This is a genomic window from Massilia sp. (assembly GCF_031995545.1).
GTDB lineage: Bacteria > Pseudomonadota > Gammaproteobacteria > Burkholderiales > Burkholderiaceae_D > Telluria.
On the sequence record NZ_DAMAGA010000013.1, the window covers coordinates 39,954 to 60,733 of the forward strand.

Below are 20,780 nucleotides of genomic sequence, written 5' to 3' on the forward strand. Positions count from 1 at the left end.
CCGCCTCGGGCGGGATTGCTAAAATGGCCAGTCCCGACTTCGGAGCCTGCATGCGCGTCCTGTTCGCCTCTCTCGTCACGTCCGCCCTACTGTGCGCCCCATTGGCCTGCTCGGCCAACGTCGAGGCCGGCACTGGTGCGGCGACGACCGTGGCAAACCAGGCCGCCGAATTGTATGAACGCGACTGGCAATGGCAACTGCGCCATTATCCCGAACAAGCCACCGCACTCGGCGAGCGGCGCTACAACGCACGCCTGAACGACACCTCGCTCGCCGCCCGCACTGCCGCCCGCGAGCACGAACGGCGCATGCTGGACGCCGCCCACGCGCTCGACCGCGGCGCCTTGTCCGGCCAGGACCAGGTCTCGTACGACCTGTTCGTCGCGGCCAAGGAGCGTGCGCTGGCCAGCCTGATGTTCACCGCCTTCGATCCGCAACCGGTGACCGCCTACGACGGCCTGCAGGTGCGCCTGCCGCGGCTGGTGGCGCAGATGCCGTTCCAGACCGCTGCCGACTACCTCGACTACCTGGCGCGCCTGCAGGCGCTCCCGGGCCACGTCGACGGCCTGGTGGCGCAGCTGCGCGCCGGCCTGAACGCCGGCTGGCGAATGCCGCGCGCGGTGGTGGCGCCGGTGCCGGACGCCCTGCGCACGCTGCGCGAAAGCCTGGCCGACGGCCCGCTCGGCGCACCGTTCAAACGGATTCCCGCCACCATCGCGCCCGACGTGCGCGAGCAGTTGCGCGCCATCGGCACTGCCACGCTGGACAGCCAGGTGGCGCCGGCGCTGGCCAGACTGGAAAACTTCCTGCGCCAGGATTACGTGCCGCTGGCGCGCGAGAGCATCGGCGCCGGCGCGCTGCCGGGCGGCGCCGACTGGTACGCCTTCCTGGTGCAGGGTGCCACCACCACCGCCCTGAGCCCGGCCCAGGTGCACGCGCTCGGCCTGCAGGAGGTGGCGCGGCTGCGCGCGGAGATCGAGCGCATCATTCCGCGCACCGGTTTCCGCGGCGGCTTCGACGCCTTCATCGCCTTCGCGCGCAGCGACCGGCGCCTGTTCTTTACTTCGCCCGAAGCGCTGCTCGATCGCTACCGGCGCACGCTGGCGCTGGCCCAGGCCCGCCTGGGGCGGGTGGTGAACGAGATTCCGGACGCCGGCATCGTGGTCAAGCCGATGACCTATTCCGGCAATCCCGGCCCGGGCCAGCCGGCCGCCTTTTACGAAGCCGGCAGCGGCGAGCGCACCGCGGCGCTGGTGGTCGACAGCACCCAGCTGGCGGCGCGGCCGATCTGGCAGGTCGATACCGTGACCCTGCACGAAGCCGTGCCCGGCCACCACCTGCAAGTGGCGCGCGCCCAGGCGCTGCAAGGCTTGCCGGCGTTTCGCCGCCACGGCTGGTACGACGCCTTCGGCGAAGGCTGGGCCACCTATGCCGAGGGCCTGGGATCCACGCTGGGCCTGTTCCAGGATCCGTTTTCGCTGTTCGGGCACTTGAACGAAGAGATGTTCCGCGCCGCGCGGCTGGTGGTCGATACCGGCATCCACGCCCAGGGCTGGTCGCGCCGGCAGGCGATCGACTACCTGAACGCGCATACCGCCAATCCGCCGGCGGACAATGCGGCCGAGGTCGACCGCTACATCGCGCGCCCGGCCCAGGCGCTGGGCTACAAGATCGGCCAGCTACGCATCCTGGCGCTGCGCACCCAGGCCCAGGCGGCGCTGGGCCCGCGCTTCGACCTGCGCCGCTTCCACGACGCGCTGCTGGGCGGCGGCGCGCTGCCGCTGCCGGAACTGGAGCGGCAGATGGGACGCTGGATCGCGGCCGAGAAGGCGCCGCCGCCGGCGCAGCCTGCGGCGCCGACGTCACCGTCAGCGCCAGCATCGGAACCGGCTACGGCGCCGGTTGCGGAACCCGTTCCGGCGCCGGCGGCGCCACCCGTTACACCGCCGATCACACCAGCGCCAGCGCCGCCCGAGTCCGTGACAACCCCACCCGTGGACGCTGCCGGCCAGGAATGAGGCGCCCTCGGGCGCGTCGTCCGTTTTTCGGTTACTCTCTGCACCAACCGAGAACTGGCAGTATAAGAAAGGAAACACTGTGTCGAACCAATTCAACCGCCGCCTGGCGCTGCTCGACGACGATGAACACCGCGCCTTGCTGGGCCAGGGCCTGCGCGGCATCGAACGCGAAACCCTGCGTGTCGACCAGGGGGGCCAGCTGGCCCGCACGCCGCATCCCGCGGCGATGGGTTCGGCCCTGACGCATCCGCACATCACCACCGATTACGCGGAAAGCCTGCTCGAATTCATCACGCCGGCCGAGCACGACATCAGCCTGGCGCTGCACCGCCTGGACGCGATCCACCGCTACGCCTATGCCAAACTGGGCGACGAGATGCTGTGGAGCGTGTCGATGCCAGGCGAACTGCCGCCCGAGGAAGAGATCGAGATCGCCAACTACGGCACCTCGAACATCGGCATGCTCAAGCACGTGTACCGGCGCGGCCTGGCGCTGCGCTACGGCAAGGCGATGCAATGCATCGCGGGTATCCACTACAACTATTCGCTGCCTGAAAAGATGTGGCAGCTGTTCGCGCAGGACGAAGGCATCGTCGAAGAGCGCCGCCATGCGCTGCGCGACTTCCAGTCGGAAAGCTATATTGCGATGATCCGCAATTTCCGCCGTTATTCGTGGCTGCTGATGTACCTGTTCGGCGCCACCCCGGCGCTGACCACCAGCTTCCTGCGCGGGCGCGAACACAACCTGGAAACGCTGTCGGACGACACCCTGTACCTGCCGTATGCGACCAGCCTGCGCATGAGCGACCTGGGCTACCAGAACGACGCCCAGTCGGGCCTGAGCCCGCACGAGAACAGCCTGGAAAGCTATGTCACCAGCCTGATGGATGCGGTGAATCGTCCGTATGGTCCATACCAGGAAATCGGCACCCACAAGGATGGCGAATGGGTGCAGCTGTCGACCAATGTGCTGCAGATCGAGAACGAATACTACTCGACCATCCGTCCCAAGCGCGTGATCCGCACCGGCGAGCGTCCGGTGCAGGCGCTGTGCAACCGCGGCGTGCAGTACATCGAGGTGCGCTGCCTGGACGTCGATCCGTTCGAACCGGTCGGCATCGCGCTCGAGACCGGCCGCTTCCTGGATGCCTTCCTGCTGTTCTGCGCGCTCGAGGAAAGCCCCCTGATCAGCGCCCACGACAGCCAGCTGCACGCGCGTAATTTCGCGCGCACGGTGAAGGAGGGCCGCAAGCCGGGCTTGACCCTGACCCGCGACGGCATCGAGGTGCCGCTCAAGGACTGGGCGCTGGAACTGATCGAGCGCATCCGCCCGGTGGCACGCCTGCTGGACGAAGGCCACAACGAAGAAGGCGTGCACGAGTCCGCGCTCGGCCGGCAGAAGGCCAAGGTCGAGGATCCGTCGCTAACGCCGTCGGCGCGGGTGCTGGAAGAAATTCGCGCGCTCGGCTCGGCCGCCGCCTTCGGCCTGCAGCAAAGCAAGCTGCACGCCGCCGCCCTGCGCGAAAGCCCGCTGATGCCGGCCGAGGAAGCGCTGTTCGACGACACCGCCGCCGCGTCGCGCGCCGAGCAGGAGGCCATCGAACGGCTGGATACCGGCAGCTTCGATCAGTTCGTGGCCGCTTATAACAGCAGTACACTATGCGGTAACAACTAAGAGCCTGTCGCTGCAGGTAGGAGTCGCTGAAAGCAGGCCGGGGCTGGTTCCGGCCGGCCGATCGACCGGTTGGCCGAGGCATCCGGTGCCGTGATCGCGAGGTGAATTTGCTCACGTTTTATAACGAACACCACGTCCAGCATGCCGGCCGCGCCGATCCCCGGCGCGGTGATCAGGCGCTGCCGCTGGACCGGCCCGAGCAAGTTACGGCAGTGCTGCGCGAATGCGAGCGGCGCGGCCTGGGCGCGATCGTGACGCCGCACGGCGTGCCGCCGGTGACGCTCGAGCGGGTGCACAGCCCGCGCTACCTGCACTTCCTGCGCACGGCCTGGAGCGAGTGGATCGCGCTCGACCCGGCCAATGCCGCCCGCGACGCCCTGCCCGCCGCCTGGCCGGTGCGTACCCTGCGCGCCGACATCGAACCCGATCCGTTCATCGCCCGCCTAGGCCTGTATTCGTTCGACTGCATCACGCCGCTCACTGCCGGCACCTGGATCGCGGCCAAGACCGGCGCCGACTGCGCGGTCAACGCCGCGCACGCGCTGCGCCGCGGCCAGCGCGGTACCTTCGCGCTGACGCGCCCGCCCGGCCACCACGCCGGCATCGACTTCTTCGGCGGCGCCTGCTTCCTGAACAATGCCGCGCTGGCGGCCCAGCACCTGCTGGACGACGGCCTGGAGCGAGTCGCCATCCTCGACCTCGGCTACCACCACGGCAACGGCACGCAGGGCATCTTCTACGGCCGCGACGACGTGCTGGTGGTCTCGCTGCACGCCGACCCGCGCGGCGCCTGGCCGTTCTACACCGGCCACGCCGACGAGACCGGCAACGGCGCCGGCGCCGGCTTCAACCTGAACATCCCGCTGCCGCCCGGCAGCACGGCCGCCCACTGGTTCGCCGCGCTCGAGACCGGCTGCGTGAAGCTCGCGATGGCGCGGCCGCAGGCGCTGGTGGTGTCGCTCGGCGTCGATACCTGCCCGCTCGGAGCGGACGCTCGCTTCGGCCTGCAGAGCGGCGACTTCCTGCGCCTGGGCGAGCGCATCGCCCACCTCGGCCTGCCGACCGCTTTCGTGTTCGAAGGCGGCCATGGCGGCGCGGAAGCGGGTATTCATGCGGTCAATGTGCTGGAAGGTTTCGAGACCGCGGCCGAGTGAGGTCGACGTGATACCGAAGTGATGCCGAACCGGCGGCCAACCGGGGCCGAGCCGATGCCGAAGCGAGGCCTGATCGATGCCGAAGCGATGCCGAACCAGGGCGGCGCGGCGTGGCACAATACCGTCCGCTTTCCGACAATTCCTTTGCGCACATGACCACTCCTAGCCTGATCGACTGGCAATTCTCCCGTTTCGCCGACCTGTCCCCGTTCGACCTGTACGAAGTGCTGGCCCAGCGGCAGAACGTCTTCATCCTCGAGCAGACCTGCCTGTATCCCGACATCGACGGCCATGACCTCGAAGCCCACCACCTGCTCGGCTGGCGCACGGTCGACGGCAAGCGTGTGCTGGCCGCCTACCTGCGGGTGCTGGCGCCGGGCGCCAAGTACGACGAGATGTCGCTCGGACGCGTGGTCACCACCGCCGCCGCACGCGGCACGGGCGCCGGCCGCGCCCTGCTGGACGAAGGCATCGCCCGCGCCGAGGCGCTGTACCCGGGCCACCGCATCCGCATCGGCGCCCAGCAATACCTGGAACGCTTCTACCAGAGCTTCGGCTTCCAGACCGTCTCCGCGCCGTACGACGAAGACGGCATCATGCACATCGACATGCTGCGCTGATCGCACCTACGCGGCGGGGCTCACGGCACCGGATCGAGCCGCACGTACAGGCAGCTCTGCGGGCCGCAAGCCTGCGCCAGCACCTGGCGCGCATCGTTGATGTCGCGCGCCCAGTTCAGCACCCAGCCCGCCGGCAGCGTGGTCAGCTCGTTGAGGTCGCGCATCCGCCCGCCTTCGTACAGGAAGGCGCGCGATGCCGGGCCGTCGGGCGTCTCGGCCACGTATTCGCCGACCACCGTTCCCGCATTGTTGAGACCGTTCGCGACGCCGTAGCTGACGTTCGGGATGCCGCCCAGCACGCTCAGGTCTTGCATCGCACCGCCGCTGTACAAAAAAGGCCGCTGCACCGGATTGCCGTTCTCGTCCAGCGCCCCGGTCTCGGCCCCGCCGGCCACCTGGCCGGCATCGTTGATGTCGTTGCCGGTACTGTTCCTGCCGCCCAGTGTGCCGATGTCGACGATGGTCTTGTCGCGGAAGATGAAGGCGTGGCGGAATGGTTCGGGAATCGCATCGCCTTCGAGCGCGGCGGTGCCGGTCACCTGGCCGCTGCGGTTGATCGCCGCCGCGCTGCTCCAGTCGCCGCCCAGGCTCGGGATCATGCGCAGCACGCCGGCCGTCAGCACGAAGCCGCGCGAGCGCTCGCCCACGCCGAAATACGAGCCACCGGTCACGACGCCGCTGTCGTTGAGCGCGATGGCGTAGCTCGACCCCTGCAGGATCTGCCGTGCCACGTTGCGCACGCCCGCCGGCGAGAACACGTACGCCGCGCCCAGGTAGCCGCCAGCAACGTCGCCGCGGCCGTTGATCCCGTATCCGGCCGATCCCGGCGCCAGCGTCGCATAGTCGCGCAGCGTGCTGCCATCCCAAACGGCGGCGCTGCCGTTGTAGCCGACCACGTCGCCGCGGCTGTTGATGGCGCTGGCGACCAGCGCCGGCGGCAGGAAGGTGACGCGGAAACGGCCCGCTCCGGGCGGCGCCTGCTGCGGCGCGGGCGGTGCAACCGCTGCCGCTGCAGCCGCTTGCGCCTGCGCGGCCGAAGCTGCCGGCCCCGCAGCCAGCAGTGCGCCCAATGCAGCCGCCGCCAGCGGCGCGCGTTTGCCTGCATTCTTGCGCATGTCCTTGCGCATGTTCTTGCGCACATGCTCGCCTGCTGCTGCCGGCGCCGATGCATCGGGCTGCACGCCGGACCGCGCACGCCGACACGCGTGCCACAGCAGCGCCACCAGCCCCACCGCCATCAGCGCCCAGACGCCCGGTTCCGGCACCGACGTCACCAGATCGAGCCGTACCGCGCGGCACTCGCCCAGGCCGTCGCGGCAAGCCTCGGCCAGGATCTGGCCGGCGTCGTTGATGTCGGTCGCGGTGATCAAGCGCCAGTCACCCAGCCCGCCCACCAGATCGTTCAGGTCTGCCATGCCGCCGGCCCGGTACAGGAAGGCGTGGTAATCGAAGCCGTCGGCGCCGCCGATGTCGGACAGGCCGACCACGGCGCCCGCATTGTTGAGCGCATTCGCGCGCGCGACCACGCCGCCGAGCGTGCCGAGGTCGCGCATGCTGTCTTCAAGCGGCGAAAACAGGAAGGGCCGCTCGCCGATGCCATCGGCCAGGGTCGACCAGCCAGCGACGAAGCCGCTGTCGCTGACATCGTTCGCTTCGCTGATCAGGCCGCCGAGCGAGCCGAGATTGCGTCCCTGGCCGTTGCTGTACAGCGCGGCGTAGCGCTGCGGGTCGGGCCAGTCATTGCCATCGGTTGCCACGCTGGCGTAACCCGCCACCTGGCCGCCGGCGTTGATGGCATTCGCCACGCTGATCTCGCCGCCGAAGGTGGGCAGGTCGGTAAAGGCGCCGCCGGCATACACGAAGCCACGCCGGATGCCGAACGCTTCGCTGGAGAAGCCGGCCACCTGGCCGGCATCGTTGATCGAGGTGGCCCAAGTACTCAGTGGCAGGCTGAAACTGGAGAGCGCGCCGCCGGCATAGACGAAGACGCCGTCGCCGGCGATGCCGGCGATGGCGCCGCTGCCGTTGATCGCCAGCCCCTGGCTGCCCGGCAGCAGCGCGCCGAGATAGGTGGTGGTCTCGGGCGACCAGATCGCCGCCCCGCCCTGCGCGGTGCCGACCACCAGGCCGGCGCGGTTGAGCGCCGCGGCGCTGAAGTCCTGCGGCAGCAGCGTCATGCGGTAGATCGGCGCGGCCGTCGCAGCCAACGGCGACGCATATGCAAGCACCAGCAGCAGCCTCGTCAGCGAAAACGTTGTCCAGATATCTGAGAAATATTTGCGGAGAAACATGTCGGATCCTTTGCATGTGCGACGAATCTCAACCATCGCGCAAAGGAATGGGTGCGGTTCTGCGCCAGCGCAGGAGTACGCGTGGACTCAGGGACGTCCCGCCAGGCGGCCGGCGCCCAACAGCACCACGGCCGAGGCCAGCAGCAGCCAGGCCGGCGGCTCATCGGCGGCATGCGTGGATGCGTCCGCAGCGCGCGCACCGGCATCGCAGGCGCGACCGATGACGCGCTCGGCCCTGCCGGCAGGCGGCTCGCCGGCCACGGCGCCGGGAGCACCCAGGATCAGCAGGAAGCAAAGGGGCAGACAAAAAGAAAACGGGCGCATGCTCGAGGCTCCAATCGGGGCCCCGAGCATCGCCCGTTGCAGGATGGCGGACCGTGCGCCAGATCAGTCGTGCGCGCCGCCCATCGACGCCGGTCCGGCCGGCGTCACTACCAGATTACTCGACCTTGGTCAGCGTCACTTCGAACACCAGGCCGGCGTTCGGTGGAATGCCGTTCGAACCGGTGGAGCCATAGCCCAGGCTGGACGGTACCAGCACGGTGCGCTTGCCGCCGACCTTCATGCCGGTCACGCCCTGGTCGAAGCCACGGATCACGCCCTGGCTGCCGACGGCGAACTGGAAGCCCTTGCCGGCATCCTTCTGCACGCCCTTGAAGTCCGATTTCGACGCGTCGTACAGCCATAGGGTGTAATCGACGGTGGCGCGCTTGCCGGTCACGGCCTCGGCGCCGGTGCCGACGGCGATGTCGGTCTTGGTCAGGGTGGTCGGGCTGCTGACCGCGGTGTTGCCGCCATTGTCGTCGCTGCCGCCGCCGCAGGCGCTCAGGGCGAGCATGGCGGCGAAGGCGGCGATCACTGGGAACTTCAGCTTCATGGTAGGTCCTTGGAAGGTAAGGGCAAACAAAGTTTGCGAAACGAAACTTTGTACCTTACCGGAGCGGCTCCATGAAACTGTGGTGAATTTGTCAGCGATTTGTATTCTGTGGGGAAATTCCGACGCCCTCCCTGCCTCCTGTCCCCACATCAGATCTCGATCTGCGTCCCCAGCTCGATCACGCGGTTGGTACGGATCTGGTAATAGTCGGCCGCGCTGCGCGCATTGCGCGACATCGCCACGTACAGGTTCTCGCGCCACGGCGCCATGCCGCCGCCCGGGGCCGAGATCACGGTCTGGCGCGCGATGAAGAACGAGGTTTCCATCATCTCGAACTGCAGGCCGAGCTCGCCGCTGCGTTCCAGGATGTCCGGAATGTCGGCCTCGTCCTTGAAACCGTAGTGGATGTTCAGCTGGTAGCAGTTGTGGCCAAGGTCGACGATCTGGATCTGCTCGTCCGGCGCCACCCACGGCTCCTCGCGGATGTGCACCGTAAGAAACACCACGCGCTCGTGCAGCACCTTGTTGTGCGACAGGTTGTGCAGCATCGCATGCGGCACGCCGTCGCTTTCGCCGCGCAGGAAGATCGCGGTGCCGGGCACCCGCGTCGGCGGCGCCACGAACAACGACTCCATGAACGCTTCCAGCGGAATCGCATGCTTCTGCAGGTTCTGGAACACCAGCTCGCGGCCGCGCTTCCAAGTCAGCATCAGGATCAATAGCGTCAGGCCCATCAGCAGCGGGAACCAGCCGCCGTGGAACAGTTTCAACGCGGTGGACGAGAACAGCAGGATGTCGATGGTCAGGAAGAAACCGGTCGCGCCCAGGCACACCCACAGCGGCAGGTGCCAGCGGTAGCGCGTCACGAAGAAGGTGAGGATGGTGGTCATCGTCATGGTCGCGGTGACCGCGATGCCATATGCCCCTGCCAGTTCGTCCGAGGAACCGAAGCCGATCACGGCGATCAGCACCACCACCAGCTGCAGCCAGTTCACGGCCGGGATATAGATCTGGCCGATCTCGCTTTCCGAGGTGTGCATGATGCGCATGCGCGGCAGCAGGCCGAGCGCGATCGCCTGCTTGGTCATCGAATAGGTACCGGAAATGGTCGCCTGCGACGCGATCACGGCCGCCATGGTCGACAGGATCACCAGCGGGATCACGCTCCAGGTGCCGAGCTGGTGGAAGAACGGGTTTTCCACCGCGGTCGGGTCGACGATCAAGAGGCCGCCCTGGCCCAGGTAGTTCAGGGTCAGCGCCGGATAGGCGATCAGGAACCAGGCCATGCGGATCGGCTTGCGGCCGAAGTGGCCCATGTCGGCGTACAGCGCTTCGGCGCCGGTGATCGCCAGCACCACCGCGCCGAGCGCGACGAAGGCCAGCATCTTGTTGGCCAGCATGAAGTGCAGCGCGTGATACGGATTGAGCGCGTTCAGGATCACCGGCGCTTCGAGGATATTGATGATGCCCATCGCCGCCAGCGCCAGGAACCAGACCAGCATCACCGGACCGAAGAAGCGGCCGATGCCGGCCGTGCCGTGGCGCTGCACGCTGTACAGCACCACCAGCACCACCACCGCCAGCGGCACCACGTAATGCGACATGCCGGGCGCCGCTACTTCCAGGCCCTCGATCGCGCCCAGCACCGAAATCGCAGGGGTGATCACGCTGTCGCCATAGAACATGGTGGCGCCGACCACGCCGATGAACAGCAGCGGATAACTCCAGCGCGAATGGCGCGTCACCGAATTGGTGGCCAGCGCCATCAACGCCATGATCCCGCCTTCGCCGCGGTTGTCGGCGCGCAGCACCAGGGTCACGTATTTGAGCGAGACGATGATCGTCAGGGCCCAGAAGATCAGCGAGATGACGCCCATGATATTGGCCTGATGCAGAGGCAGTCCATGTTCCTGGTCGAATACCGCGCGCAGCGTGTACAGCGGGCTGGTTCCGATATCGCCGTAGACGATACCGACCGCCGCCAGGGTTAGTGCGGCCAGGCTGCTCTTCTTGTTTTCAGGCGTCAAGATTGCACCATTGCTGTTGTATTGGTGCGGCGCACCATAGAATATCGCTCGTTAAATTGCAAGAACATTTCGTGAGGCATCATACACCCCCGTAAATATTGGCTGCGCCAGCAACCTCGTGCGGATTGGCGGATAATGCCGCTCTTGCAATCGATTCCCCTCTCTTCATTTCCATGCGCTCTGGCATCCTCTACGCCGCTCTGGCCTTCCTGTGCTGGGGCTTGTTCCCCCTGTATTTCCACGCCCTCGATGAAGTGCCGCCGCTGCAGATCCTGGCGCACCGCATGGTGTGGTCGCTCGCTTTCCTGCTGATCCTGCTGATACTTCGGCGCCAGTGGAAATGGCTGGAGCAGGTACGCCAGCCACGCGTGTTCTTCAGCTTCGTACTGTCGGCATTGCTGCTTAGCGCCAATTGGCTGGTGTACATCTGGTCGGTCACCAATCACCACGTGATCGAAGCCAGCCTCGGCTACTTCATCAATCCGCTGGTCAACATCATGCTCGGCTACCTGATCCTGAAGGAACGCATGCGGCCGGCCCAGTGGGCGGCGATTGCAGTCGCCGCCCTGGGCGTCGGCTGGCTGACCTGGCAGGCCGGCACGGTGCCGTGGATCGCGCTGATCCTGGCCTTCTCGTTCGGCGCCTACGGCCTGCTGCGCAAGACCGCGGCGCTGGGTGCGCTGGAAGGATTGTCGTTCGAGACCATGGTGCTGTTCCCGCTGGCGGCCGGCTATGTGGTCTGGCTGACCGTGAATGGCCAGAACGTGTTCCTGACCACCGAGTCCGCCACCACCCAATGGCTGCTGGTCATGGCCGGTCCCTTCACCGCGATTCCGCTGCTGCTGTTCGCCACCGGCGCGCGCAAGATTCCGCTGTCGATCCTGGGGCTGCTGCAATACCTGTCGCCGACGCTGCAGTTCCTGCTCGGCGTGCTGCTGTTCAAGGAAGCGTTCACGGCGGACCGCCTGGTCGGCTTCGCGCTGATCTGGGGCGCGCTGATCCTGTTCGCCGGCGAAGGCTTGCTGCGCCGTACGCCCGCACCGGCCAAATCCTGAGCGCGCGCATTCCGGCACCGGATTTCGGCCGCGAGGTCCAATAAATCCTGTGTCGGGCGCAGGTTCTGTCGTATCCTGTGCTCCTTGAACAACACCAGAGTTAAAGCATGGCCAATTACGTCTATACCATGAATCGCGTGGGCAAAATCGTCCCACCGAAACGCCAGATCCTCAAGGATATTTCGCTGTCCTTCTTCCCGGGCGCGAAGATCGGCGTGCTGGGCCTGAACGGCTCGGGCAAGTCGACCCTGCTGAAAATCATGGCCGGCATCGACACCGACATCCAGGGCGAAGCACGCCCGATGCCGAACCTGAACATCGGCTACCTGCCGCAGGAACCGCAGCTGGATCCTGAAAAAACCGTGCGCCAGGAAGTCGAAAGCGGCCTGGGCGAAGCCTTCGAAGCGCAAGCCAAGCTGGAAGCCGTGTACGCGGCCTACGCCGAGGAAGACGCCGACTTCGACGCCCTGGCCAAGGAGCAGGAGCGTCTGGAATCGATCATCGCCGCGGCCGATGGCGGCAACCTCAACCTGCAGATGGAAATGGCGGCCGATGCGCTGCGCCTGCCGCCGTGGGACCAGAAGATCGGCGTGCTGTCGGGCGGCGAGAAGCGCCGCGTGGCGCTGTGCAAACTGCTGCTGAGCAAGCCCGATATGCTGCTGCTCGACGAACCGACCAACCACCTGGACGCCGAATCGGTCGAGTGGCTGGAGCAGTTCCTGCTGCGCTTCCCGGGCACCGTGGTCGGCATCACCCACGACCGCTACTTCCTCGACAACGCCGCCGAATGGATCCTGGAACTGGACCGCGGCCATGGCATCCCATGGAAGGGCAATTACTCGTCGTGGCTGGACCAGAAGCAGGCACGCCTGAAGCAGGAAGAAGCCACCGAATCGGCGCGCCAGAAAGCGCTGCAGAAAGAACTCGAATGGTCGCGCCAGAATCCGAAGGCGCGCCAGGCCAAGTCGAAAGCCCGCCTGGCCCGCTTCAACGAACTGAGCGAATTCGAATACCAGAAGCGCAACGAGACGCAAGAGATTTTCATCCCCGTGGCCGAGCGCCTGGGCAATGAAGTCATCGAATTCAAGAACGTCTCGAAGGCCTTTGGCGACCGCCTGTTGATCGACAACCTCTCGTTCACCGTGCCGCCAGGCGCGATCGTCGGCATTATCGGCCCCAACGGCGCCGGTAAGTCGACCCTGTTCAAGATGATCGCCGGCAAAGAGCAGCCGGACAGCGGCGAAGTCAAGATCGGCCAGACCGCGCGCGTGTCGCTGGTCGACCAGCACCGCGACGAACTGGCCAATACCAAGACCGTGTTCGACGACGTCTCCGGCGGCGCCGACATGCTCAGCGTCGGCCGCTTCGAGATGCCGTCGCGCGCCTACCTGGGCCGCTTCAACTTCAAGGGTTCGGACCAGCAAAAAGTGGTGGGCAACCTGTCGGGCGGCGAACGCGGCCGTCTGCACCTGGCCAAGACCCTGCTGCAAGGTGGCAACGTGCTGCTGCTGGATGAACCGTCGAACGACCTGGACGTGGAAACCCTGCGCGCGCTGGAAGACGCGCTGCTCGAGTTCGCCGGCAGCGTGATGGTGATCTCGCACGATCGCTGGTTCCTGGACCGTATCGCGACCCACATCCTGGCCTTCGAAGGCAATTCGCAAGTCACCTTCTTTGACGGTAATTATCAGGAATACGAAGCCGACAAGAAGAAACGCCTGGGCGAAGAAGGCGCCAAGCCGAAGCGTATCCGCTACAAGCCGCTGACCACCTGATCCTGACGCAAGCACTTGTTTCGTAAAGGAAAGCCCGCCATCTGGCGGGCTTTTTTTATTAGCGGAAACGAATCACGGTCATAAAATAACTGTGTGTAGAATCTTCGTGGATGAGGACTACCGGAAGTTTGTCGACCACGGCCGCCATGCGTGCCTGGTGCCGACCAGACCATGCCAGATTACTGTCATAACCGCGTCCCGGGCGGGACGTTCTTCTTCACGGTGCGCCTGCTTGACCGCGGCAGTACCCTGTTGACCGAACATATTTCCGCATTCGGCGAAGCCATGCGGCTGGCGCGCACGCGCCGCCCCTTCCACGTCGATGCCTGGGCCGTGCTGCCCGACCATGCCCATGCGATCTGGACCCTGCCACCGGGCGACCACGACTGTTCCAGCCGCTGGCGCGCGGTCAAGATCGCATTCTCGAAAGCGCTGCGCAAGACCGGCCGTCCCGAGGTCGACGACGGCGCCGTGTGGGAACGCCACTATCGCCATTACCGCGTCGGCGACGACGACGATTACGCCGCGCTGGTCGACTACGTCCATACCGACGCCGTACGTCATGGCCATTGTGACGAAGCGCGCGACTGGCCGTGGTCGTCGCTGCATCGCTTCGTCTCGGCCGGCCATGACACGCCGGCGCCGAGCCTGATCGTGCCGCCGTGGGTTACCCGGCCGCAGGAGCAGGTGCTGGCGCGCCTGTGAGCAGCGGCGCCAGCCGCGCACCGATCCTGCTTGCTATCCACGAGCAACAAAAAAGGCCCCGCAGGGCCTTTTTTGTCATGGGAGCGTTCAGCTTAGAAAGCGTACTTCGCGCCGATGGTGAAGTTGTTCGGGCTGACACCCCAGTCACGGTTCTTGCCGTAGCGTTCGTATTCGGCGATCACCGACACGTCCTGGTTGATGTTGTACTGCACGCCCAGGCCGCCGTAGACGGTGTTGTCGCTTTCACGCTGGCTCAGCGAAGCGTTGACGGCCGACAGTTCGTTCTTGTTGTGCGCGGCGCCCAGCTTGGCGTAGCCCACGAAACGTTCGTTCAGAGGAGTGCTGAACTTGGCTGCGATATAGCTCGAACGACCGTCGATCTGGCCGTTGCCCGGGGCACCGGCGAAGTTGTAGTGGATGTCGGCGCTACGGAAGTCGGTGTGGCCGATTTCGACGCCCCAGTTACGATTGAACTCGTAACCGCCGAAGATCTTGCCGGAAGCTTTATAGGTGTCGATGTCGGTGTTGGTTGCGCCAGCGCGCATGCCGTCTTTATAGTCGGTACCCACGACGCCGGCGCCGAGGTAGAAGCGCGGTGCGATTTCCTGGGCCTGGACTGCCGACACGGCGGCGGTGGTTGCGAGCAGTGCAATGATCAGCTTTTTCATCTCAGAATTCCTCTTCTTGTTCAACTGGTTCGCAATTCCCAACGAATCGCGATGTGACCAAGATAGCACTGCCAAAAGCGCAAGTCCGTGCTGATTCGGTAAGAACTGTAATAAAGTGTAACTTACTGACCAGTCAGTAACTTAAATTGCTAGCAGAATCGATATAATTACCAGAGAGTTAGCCGATTTTCCTGAAAGTTAGGTTGATACGCGGTTGTAACGTTCGCGCCACTTTATTAATGCCATGCAACCAATATTTCTGAGTAGAACCTGACATCAGTAACAGACTGCCATCAGTGAGATCGAGGCGAACCGTTTTCTTGTTGTGTTTATGCTTCAGGATAAAGGTGCGGACATCGCCAAAGCTGAGCGATGCGATGACCGGCTCGGGTCCCAGTTCGGGTTCGTCGTCGCTGTGCATGCCCATGCTGTCTCGTTCGTTGCGGTACAGATTCAGCAGCACGCTGTTGAAACCGTGGCCCGTAACGTCCTGCACTGCCGTACGCAGTGTCTCCAGCAAGGGAGTGAACGGCGCCGGGTCCAGACGCAAGCCGGAATAGGAATACGCGGCGTCGCCGTACCAGGCGCTCAGGCGCGGTTGCAGGTGGCGCTTGCCATAGACGACGATGGTTTCTTCACGCCAGTCGGTTTCCCGCACCAGGCGTGCCATGACGTCGGCATTGGACCAGGGCAGCGGCAGCTGGGCAAGCCAGGCCAGTTCACCGTCTTCGAGAGGGATGGAGGTGAGCGAGGTGTCTGCGGCAAAGAGATCCACGGTGCTTTGGTAACGAGTCCACGAACGAAAAACGCCGGTCCCGCTGCTGCAGGAACGACGTTTCAAGGATACAGGACTATCGTGAACCGACGTGGTTCGACGACGGCGCAGCGCCCGGACGAGTTTGCCGGGCGATCAGGCGTAGGCTTCGGCCAGGCTCATCACGCGCGGCTCGACCTTGATGCCGACATTGCCGAACAGCGTGTCGATTGCCGCCAGATTGGCACTGCACTCGTCCGCCTTCCAGCCCTTGAACATATCGGTACCGTCTTTCTGGAAGTGCAGGTCGAGCACTTTGCCCTTGTCGCGGTGGATATAGCTTTGCTGGTGGATATTGGCGAAGCCGAGTTCGGCCAGGCCGGCAAGGACGGCGTTTGGCGGATTATCCGGATCGGTGGCCAGGAACACACCGAAGGTCTTGCCCGGCGGCTTGGCCGCGACATCGACTTCGTAAATGCCGGGAGCCTTGGTCACACTCGTGCTCTTCAGAAACAACATATCGTTCTCCTGTCGCGCGGGTGACCCTCGGAGTCATGCGCGATTTGCTTGTTGGTTGGTCAGCCCTCAAGCTTATTTCCATACGGGAACTTTGTCGATGATTGTTCGCAGTTTCTGCGAGTTATTGCACCAAGAGACCACAGATTGTGGCGCCAATTAACATTGCGCAAGCAAGCATGCCGAGGATGAAGCCTTTTTCGCGCTTTGCCGGGTCGCGGTAATAGCCCAGCGCATACATGATGCGCGCCACGCACCACACCAGTCCACCGGCCGCGGCCCACAGGTCGCCGGTGAACACGGCGCACAGCCACAGCGGTACCAGCACCAGCGGCAGCATCTCGAGCGTGTTCATCTGCACCCGGTGCGCGCGCAGGAAACCTTCCGGTCCCTCCATCGATGGCGCCGGCACGCGGTGCGTGATGCGGGCGCGCGCCGCCATGCCCCAGGTCCAGAAATAAACGCCCAGCACCGCCAATGTAGCCCACGCCGTCAACAGCATATCGTTTCCTTGATAACAATCCGAAAGGGCTGCCATTCTAGCAAGCACTACGGTCACGAACGCCAGCGGCAGCGGGGATGCGATGTTCGCCTATGGCACAATCCGCGCATGACCAGCCTGCGAAACATGGACCTGAATCTGCTGCACGCACTCGACGCCCTGCTCGACGAACGCAACGTCACCCGCGCCGCCGCGCGCCTGGCGCTGACCCAGCCGGCCATGAGCGGCATCCTGCAGCGCCTGCGCGACAGCTTCGGCGATCCGCTGTTCGTGCGCGCCCAGCGCGGCGTGGTGCCGACCGCGCGCGCACTGGCGCTGGCGGCACCGCTCAAGCAGGTGCTGGCCGATATCGACGCGCTGCTGCAGCCGCCCGCCTTCGATCCGGCCCAGGCCACGCTGACGGTGTCGGTGGCCGCCACCGATTACGCGCTGCGCGCGATCGCCCTGCCCTTCCTGGCGGCGCTGCGCGCCAGCGCGCCGCAGGTACGGGTGGCGCTGGCGCCGGTCGATGCCGCCCAGGTGCAGTCGCAGCTCGAGCGCGGCGACATCGACCTGGCCCTGGTGACCACACACAGCACCCCGCCCGACCTGCATGCGCGCCCTTTGTTCGACGAGCGCTACGTGTGCGTGATGCGCGAGGATCACCCGGCCGCGCAGGGCGAACTGACGCTGGACCGGTTCTGCGCGCTCGAACATGCGCTGGTGTCGTACGCGGGCGACCGTTTCGAGGGCATCACCGATGAAGCGCTGGCGCGCATCGGGCGCCGGCGCCGGGTGGCGCTGTCGGTGGCCTCGTTCCTGATCCTGCCCGAGATCCTGCGCGCCAGCGACCTGGTGGCGGTGGCACCGAGCCGGCTGGCAGCAGGCATCGGCGGGCTGGCGCTGCGCGAGCCGCCGCTGGCGATCGAGGGGTTCACCAAGGTGATGGCCTGGCACGAGCGCACCCACCACGATCCGGCCCAGCGCTGGCTGCGCGACGTGCTGTATCGCGCCTGTGCGGATAGCTCAGTTTGATTTCACGCTTGGCGCCAGCACAGCGCGGGCGATGCCGTCGACCCAGTCCTGGTGCGCATTGAGCATCGGATTCGGGCGCGTCGCGGCCAGGGTGCGCGCCGGTGCGCCGGTCTGGGTTTCCTGGGTCAGGATGCGTACCCGCCCTTCCGGCAGGTCTTCGAACAGCCAGGCGTGGTGCACATCCAGTCTCGTTTCGGCATCGCCTTCGACCCAGCCATGCCAGGCGATACGCGCCGCCTGCCCCGCTGCCGGCGGCACGTATTCCGTCACTTCGGCTTCGACCAGGAAGCCGAAGGTGGTGAAGCGAAAGCGCGCGCCGGCGCTCAGCAGCGGTCCGGAACCGTCGTGGAAATGGATGCCAGTCGCGTTGTCGTAGCAGGCGGCCCAAGCCGAGGTGTCGTTCAGGAAGGCCCACGCGGCGGCCGCGCTTGCACCGCGCACGATGGTTTCATTCGAGACGTAGTTGTCGGTGGTGCCGGGCAGGTAGCCTTGCGGCCAGTGGATGTCGCTCATTGGTTCCTCTGAGGTTGGTGGCGCACGCCGTGTGCGCTGATCCAGTCATCATCGCGGCCGGGCTGATATCAGTCCAATCGCTTTTCGAAATCCAATGCATCAGTACGCCTGATATCAGGCGCAGTCGATTACCCTGCGGCGCGCTTGCGCCGCGCCAGGTCAGCCGTCAAGGGCACCAGCGCTTGGTACAGGTCGCCGGTCGCCGCATCCCATTCCTTCAGCGCCTGCTGCTGGCGCGCCACGGTCGCGAGGTCGCCGCGCGCCACCGGTCCGCTCAGCGCCGCCGCGGGACCGAGGCGGAACACATTGGCCATGCTCTCGCTGGCCAGCGGCCGCACCAGTTCGCGCGCCACGTCTTCCGGCACGCCGGCCGCCTGGTAGGCGCGCAGCGCGGCGTCGAGCACCGTGACCAGGTAGTTGGACGCGAACACCGCGGCCGCGTGGTAGACCGTCTTGGCGGCGGCGTCGATCGCCACCGTGCGCGCGCCGATCGCCTCGAATGCCGGCGCCAGCAGCGCCAGCGCTCCAGCGTCGCCTTCGATGCCGCAGAAAGTACCGCCGAAGTCGCGCGCCACCGCATCCGGATCGGCGAAGCTGCGGATCGGGTGCACGCTGGCCACCAGTGCGCCATGTTCGCGCGCCGCCTGCAATTCGTTTGAGGCCTTGGCGCCGCTACAGTGCAGCACCAGCGCGCCCTGCAGGTCGTGCGCCTCGGCCAGCGCCGCGCAGGCCGGCGCGATCTGGTCGTCGCTCACCGCCAGCAGCCATACGCGGGCCGCGCGCATCGCCGTGACATCGGTGCAGGCCTGGCCGGCGCCGATGAAGGCGACCGCCGCATCGGCGCTCGCGCGCGAGCGGGTCAGCACGTCCTGCAGCGCGAACACGCCGTGTTCGGCGAACAGGCGTCCCAGCACGCGGCCGACGTGGCCGGCGCCGACCAGGTTCAAACTCAACGCCATCAGAACCCCGCGCCCGGCTGGCTCAGGTACTCCTGCTCTTCCGGGGTCGAGGCGCGGCCCAGGATCGGGTTACGGTGCGGGAAGCGGCCGAAGCGCGCGATCACGCCGCGGTGGCGGTGCGCATAGTCGAGCGCCTCGTTGAAGCCTTCGTGGCTGGCCGCCAGGTCGGTGAACAGCTCGACCGCGCGCTCCTGCATGCGCGCATCCTCGGCATGCTCGAACGGCATGTAGACGAACTGGCGCTCGACCGGCGTGAGGCTCAGGTGCGCGCCGCTGTCGACCAGCTGGCGGGCGGCGGCGAGCGCCAGCGGATCGCCGGCGAACGATTCCGGCGTATTGCGATGGGCGTTGCGCGTAAACTGGTCAAGCACCAGGATGCGTGCCAGTACACCGCGCGCACCCTGTTCATCCCATTCGCGCAGGCCGCCGGTCACGGCCTGCGCGATTGCGGCGCCGAAGCGGTCGCGGATCGCGGCGTCGAACGCGGCGTCCTTGCGGAACCATTCCATGCGTTGCTTGCCGTAGCCGGCGTCGGTCGTCGGCAGGAACCAGAAATCGAGTACTTCTTGAGCATCCATGGATAACCCCGTTGGATTGTTATTGTGTGATGTGTAAAGGCGCGTCAGTTACGGGCGTGCGACAGCTGGAACGCTTCGACGCCGTCGAAGGCCGCCAGTTCGCCGGCCAGCACCGACAGCGAGGCGCCGCTCTTGCGCGACAGCGCCAGCGCCACGAAGCGCCATTCCTGGCGTCCTTCGTCGCTGCTGATGGTGAGCGAGCTGCCGGCGATTTCGTAGCCGCGCTCCAGCGCCAGGCGCCGCAGCGCTTCTTCGCGCGGCATGAACTCGGGCCGGAAGCGCATCCGCACCGCCACCGCGTGGCGCGACGGCAGGAAAGTCTCGAGCCGGTTCAGGTAGATCATGATCATCGCCGACAGGAAGGCCAGGCCCATCGCCGCCAGATAGAAGCCGATGCCGATCAACACGCCGATCGCCGACGAGGCCCAGATCGAGGCCGCCGTGGTCAGGCCGCTGATGTTGAAACCTTCGCGCATGATCACGCCGGCGCCGAGGAAGCCGATGCCGGTGACCACGCCCTGGATGATGCGGGTCGGGTCGATCGGCGCCAGCATGCTGACATGGCCGCCGTACCAGGAATCGGGGAAGCCGGCCAGGATGGTCAGCGCGCACGACGCCATGCACACCAGGCCATAGGTGCGCATCCCGGCCGCGCGGCCGTGATAGGCGCGCTCGTAGCCGACCAGCAGGCCGAGCGCCAGCGCCCCGCACAGGTGCAGCAGGATCAGGCCATTGGTGAACAGTTCGCGCGGCGACCAGTACCTCGAGATCAGGTCAAGTTCGCTCATGCGCGTGACCGGCGGTGGTTCATACGGCGATTATGGCTTCTTGCGCACCAGCTGTTTTTCGAAGGCCGCATCGTGCTTGCTGATGCGCTGCACTTCCTGCGGACCGAGGCCGTTTACGAAGGCGACGAAGTCGTCCAGTTCGAGCGGCGCGCACAGGGCCGGGCTGCCTGGCGCTTCGGACAGGAAGAAGTGTCCGTCGCCGGTGCGCGCCATCGACCACAGGTCGTTGCCGGTGCGGCGCTTGAGGCGTTCGACGGCGCTGCTGGCGCGGGTGGAACGTGAGCTGGCCAT

21 protein-coding genes are annotated in these 20,780 nt (G+C 66.0%); 8 read left to right on the forward strand and 13 right to left on the reverse strand.

The annotated features are described in order from the left end of the window. Nucleotides 1–50: 50 nt before the first annotated feature. From RTQ83_RS11690 to RTQ83_RS11705, 4 genes are all read left to right on the forward strand, one after another. Nucleotides 51–2,018 (forward strand): DUF885 domain-containing protein, encoded by a 1,968-nt coding sequence (locus RTQ83_RS11690; RefSeq protein WP_312514538.1) that lies wholly within the window; start codon nt 51–53, stop codon nt 2,016–2,018. Between the two features lie 79 nt (nt 2,019–2,097). Next, nucleotides 2,098–3,693, forward strand: coding sequence for a glutamate--cysteine ligase (gene gshA, locus RTQ83_RS11695; RefSeq protein WP_312514540.1), 1,596 nt, complete (start codon nt 2,098–2,100; stop codon nt 3,691–3,693). A 107-nt stretch (nt 3,694–3,800) separates the two neighbouring features. Then, entirely contained in the window at nt 3,801–4,847 is a 1,047-nt protein-coding gene (locus RTQ83_RS11700; RefSeq protein ID WP_312514678.1) for a histone deacetylase family protein, read from the forward strand. 152 nt (nt 4,848–4,999) lie between these two features. Then, the gene (locus RTQ83_RS11705) at nt 5,000–5,467 is read left to right on the forward strand and encodes a GNAT family N-acetyltransferase (RefSeq protein WP_312514542.1); all 468 of its coding nucleotides are present in this window, start codon (nt 5,000–5,002) and stop codon (nt 5,465–5,467) included. 20 nt (nt 5,468–5,487) lie between these two features. Here RTQ83_RS11705 and RTQ83_RS11710 read toward each other — a convergent pair whose 3' ends face one another. The 4 genes from RTQ83_RS11710 to RTQ83_RS11725 form a co-directional block, all read right to left on the reverse strand. Further along, nucleotides 5,488–7,758, reverse strand: coding sequence for a PEP-CTERM sorting domain-containing protein (locus RTQ83_RS11710; protein WP_312514544.1), 2,271 nt, complete (start codon nt 7,756–7,758; stop codon nt 5,488–5,490). 87 nt (nt 7,759–7,845) lie between these two features. Next, the gene (locus tag RTQ83_RS11715; RefSeq protein ID WP_312514546.1) at nt 7,846–8,082 is read right to left on the reverse strand and encodes a hypothetical protein; all 237 of its coding nucleotides are present in this window, start codon (nt 8,080–8,082) and stop codon (nt 7,846–7,848) included. A gap of 115 nt (nt 8,083–8,197) precedes the next feature. Then, nucleotides 8,198–8,635: an FKBP-type peptidyl-prolyl cis-trans isomerase gene (locus RTQ83_RS11720; protein ID WP_312514548.1), complete on the reverse strand. Its 438-nt coding sequence runs from the start codon at nt 8,633–8,635 to the stop codon at nt 8,198–8,200. A 149-nt stretch (nt 8,636–8,784) separates the two neighbouring features. Further along, nucleotides 8,785–10,662: a potassium transporter Kup gene (locus RTQ83_RS11725; protein WP_312514550.1), complete on the reverse strand. Its 1,878-nt coding sequence runs from the start codon at nt 10,660–10,662 to the stop codon at nt 8,785–8,787. 173 nt (nt 10,663–10,835) lie between these two features. Here RTQ83_RS11725 and rarD point away from each other — a divergent pair, with 173 nt between their 5' ends. From rarD to RTQ83_RS11740, 3 genes are all read left to right on the forward strand, one after another. Further along, nucleotides 10,836–11,717: an EamA family transporter RarD gene (gene rarD, locus RTQ83_RS11730; RefSeq protein ID WP_312514552.1), complete on the forward strand. Its 882-nt coding sequence runs from the start codon at nt 10,836–10,838 to the stop codon at nt 11,715–11,717. A 107-nt stretch (nt 11,718–11,824) separates the two neighbouring features. Beyond that, on the forward strand, nt 11,825–13,492 hold the full coding sequence (gene ettA / locus RTQ83_RS11735) for an energy-dependent translational throttle protein EttA (RefSeq protein ID WP_312514554.1): 1,668 nt from the start codon (nt 11,825–11,827) through the stop codon (nt 13,490–13,492). Between the two features lie 171 nt (nt 13,493–13,663). Continuing rightward, nucleotides 13,664–14,197, forward strand: a complete 534-nt coding sequence (locus RTQ83_RS11740) for an REP-associated tyrosine transposase (RefSeq protein WP_312514556.1) — start codon at nt 13,664–13,666, stop codon at nt 14,195–14,197. A gap of 92 nt (nt 14,198–14,289) precedes the next feature. Here RTQ83_RS11740 and RTQ83_RS11745 read toward each other — a convergent pair whose 3' ends face one another. From RTQ83_RS11745 to RTQ83_RS11760, 4 genes are all read right to left on the reverse strand, one after another. Then, nucleotides 14,290–14,865: a porin family protein gene (locus tag RTQ83_RS11745; RefSeq protein WP_312514558.1), complete on the reverse strand. Its 576-nt coding sequence runs from the start codon at nt 14,863–14,865 to the stop codon at nt 14,290–14,292. A 178-nt stretch (nt 14,866–15,043) separates the two neighbouring features. Further along, on the reverse strand, nt 15,044–15,640 hold the full coding sequence (locus RTQ83_RS11750) for an alpha-ketoglutarate-dependent dioxygenase AlkB (protein WP_312514560.1): 597 nt from the start codon (nt 15,638–15,640) through the stop codon (nt 15,044–15,046). A 135-nt stretch (nt 15,641–15,775) separates the two neighbouring features. Then, on the reverse strand, nt 15,776–16,138 hold the full coding sequence (locus RTQ83_RS11755) for a hypothetical protein (RefSeq protein ID WP_312514562.1): 363 nt from the start codon (nt 16,136–16,138) through the stop codon (nt 15,776–15,778). Nucleotides 16,139–16,259: 121 nt separating this feature from the next. Further along, on the reverse strand, nt 16,260–16,637 hold the full coding sequence (locus RTQ83_RS11760) for an MAPEG family protein (RefSeq protein WP_312514564.1): 378 nt from the start codon (nt 16,635–16,637) through the stop codon (nt 16,260–16,262). Nucleotides 16,638–16,745: 108 nt separating this feature from the next. Between RTQ83_RS11760 and RTQ83_RS11765 the strand changes: the two genes are divergently transcribed. Then, on the forward strand, nt 16,746–17,651 hold the full coding sequence (locus tag RTQ83_RS11765) for a LysR family transcriptional regulator (protein WP_312514566.1): 906 nt from the start codon (nt 16,746–16,748) through the stop codon (nt 17,649–17,651). On the opposite strand, the gene RTQ83_RS11770 is transcribed toward RTQ83_RS11765, so the two are convergent. The 5 genes from RTQ83_RS11770 to RTQ83_RS11790 form a co-directional block, all read right to left on the reverse strand. Continuing rightward, a complete protein-coding gene (locus RTQ83_RS11770) occupies nt 17,643–18,164 on the reverse strand; it encodes an SRPBCC domain-containing protein (protein ID WP_312514568.1) in 522 nt (173 codons plus the stop codon). The two genes, RTQ83_RS11765 and RTQ83_RS11770, sit on opposite strands and share 9 nt — an antisense overlap. Nucleotides 18,165–18,292: 128 nt before the next feature. Continuing rightward, nucleotides 18,293–19,123, reverse strand: coding sequence for a Rossmann-like and DUF2520 domain-containing protein (locus RTQ83_RS11775; protein WP_312514570.1), 831 nt, complete (start codon nt 19,121–19,123; stop codon nt 18,293–18,295). Further along, nucleotides 19,123–19,701, reverse strand: a complete 579-nt coding sequence (locus tag RTQ83_RS11780; protein WP_312514572.1) for a DUF924 family protein — start codon at nt 19,699–19,701, stop codon at nt 19,123–19,125. Before RTQ83_RS11780 ends, RTQ83_RS11775 begins: the two co-directional genes overlap by 1 nt. A 44-nt stretch (nt 19,702–19,745) precedes the next feature. After that, nucleotides 19,746–20,489: an MgtC/SapB family protein gene (locus RTQ83_RS11785; protein ID WP_312514574.1), complete on the reverse strand. Its 744-nt coding sequence runs from the start codon at nt 20,487–20,489 to the stop codon at nt 19,746–19,748. A 30-nt stretch (nt 20,490–20,519) separates the two neighbouring features. Then, nucleotides 20,520–20,780 (reverse strand): hypothetical protein, encoded by a 261-nt coding sequence (locus RTQ83_RS11790; RefSeq protein WP_312514576.1) that lies wholly within the window; start codon nt 20,778–20,780, stop codon nt 20,520–20,522.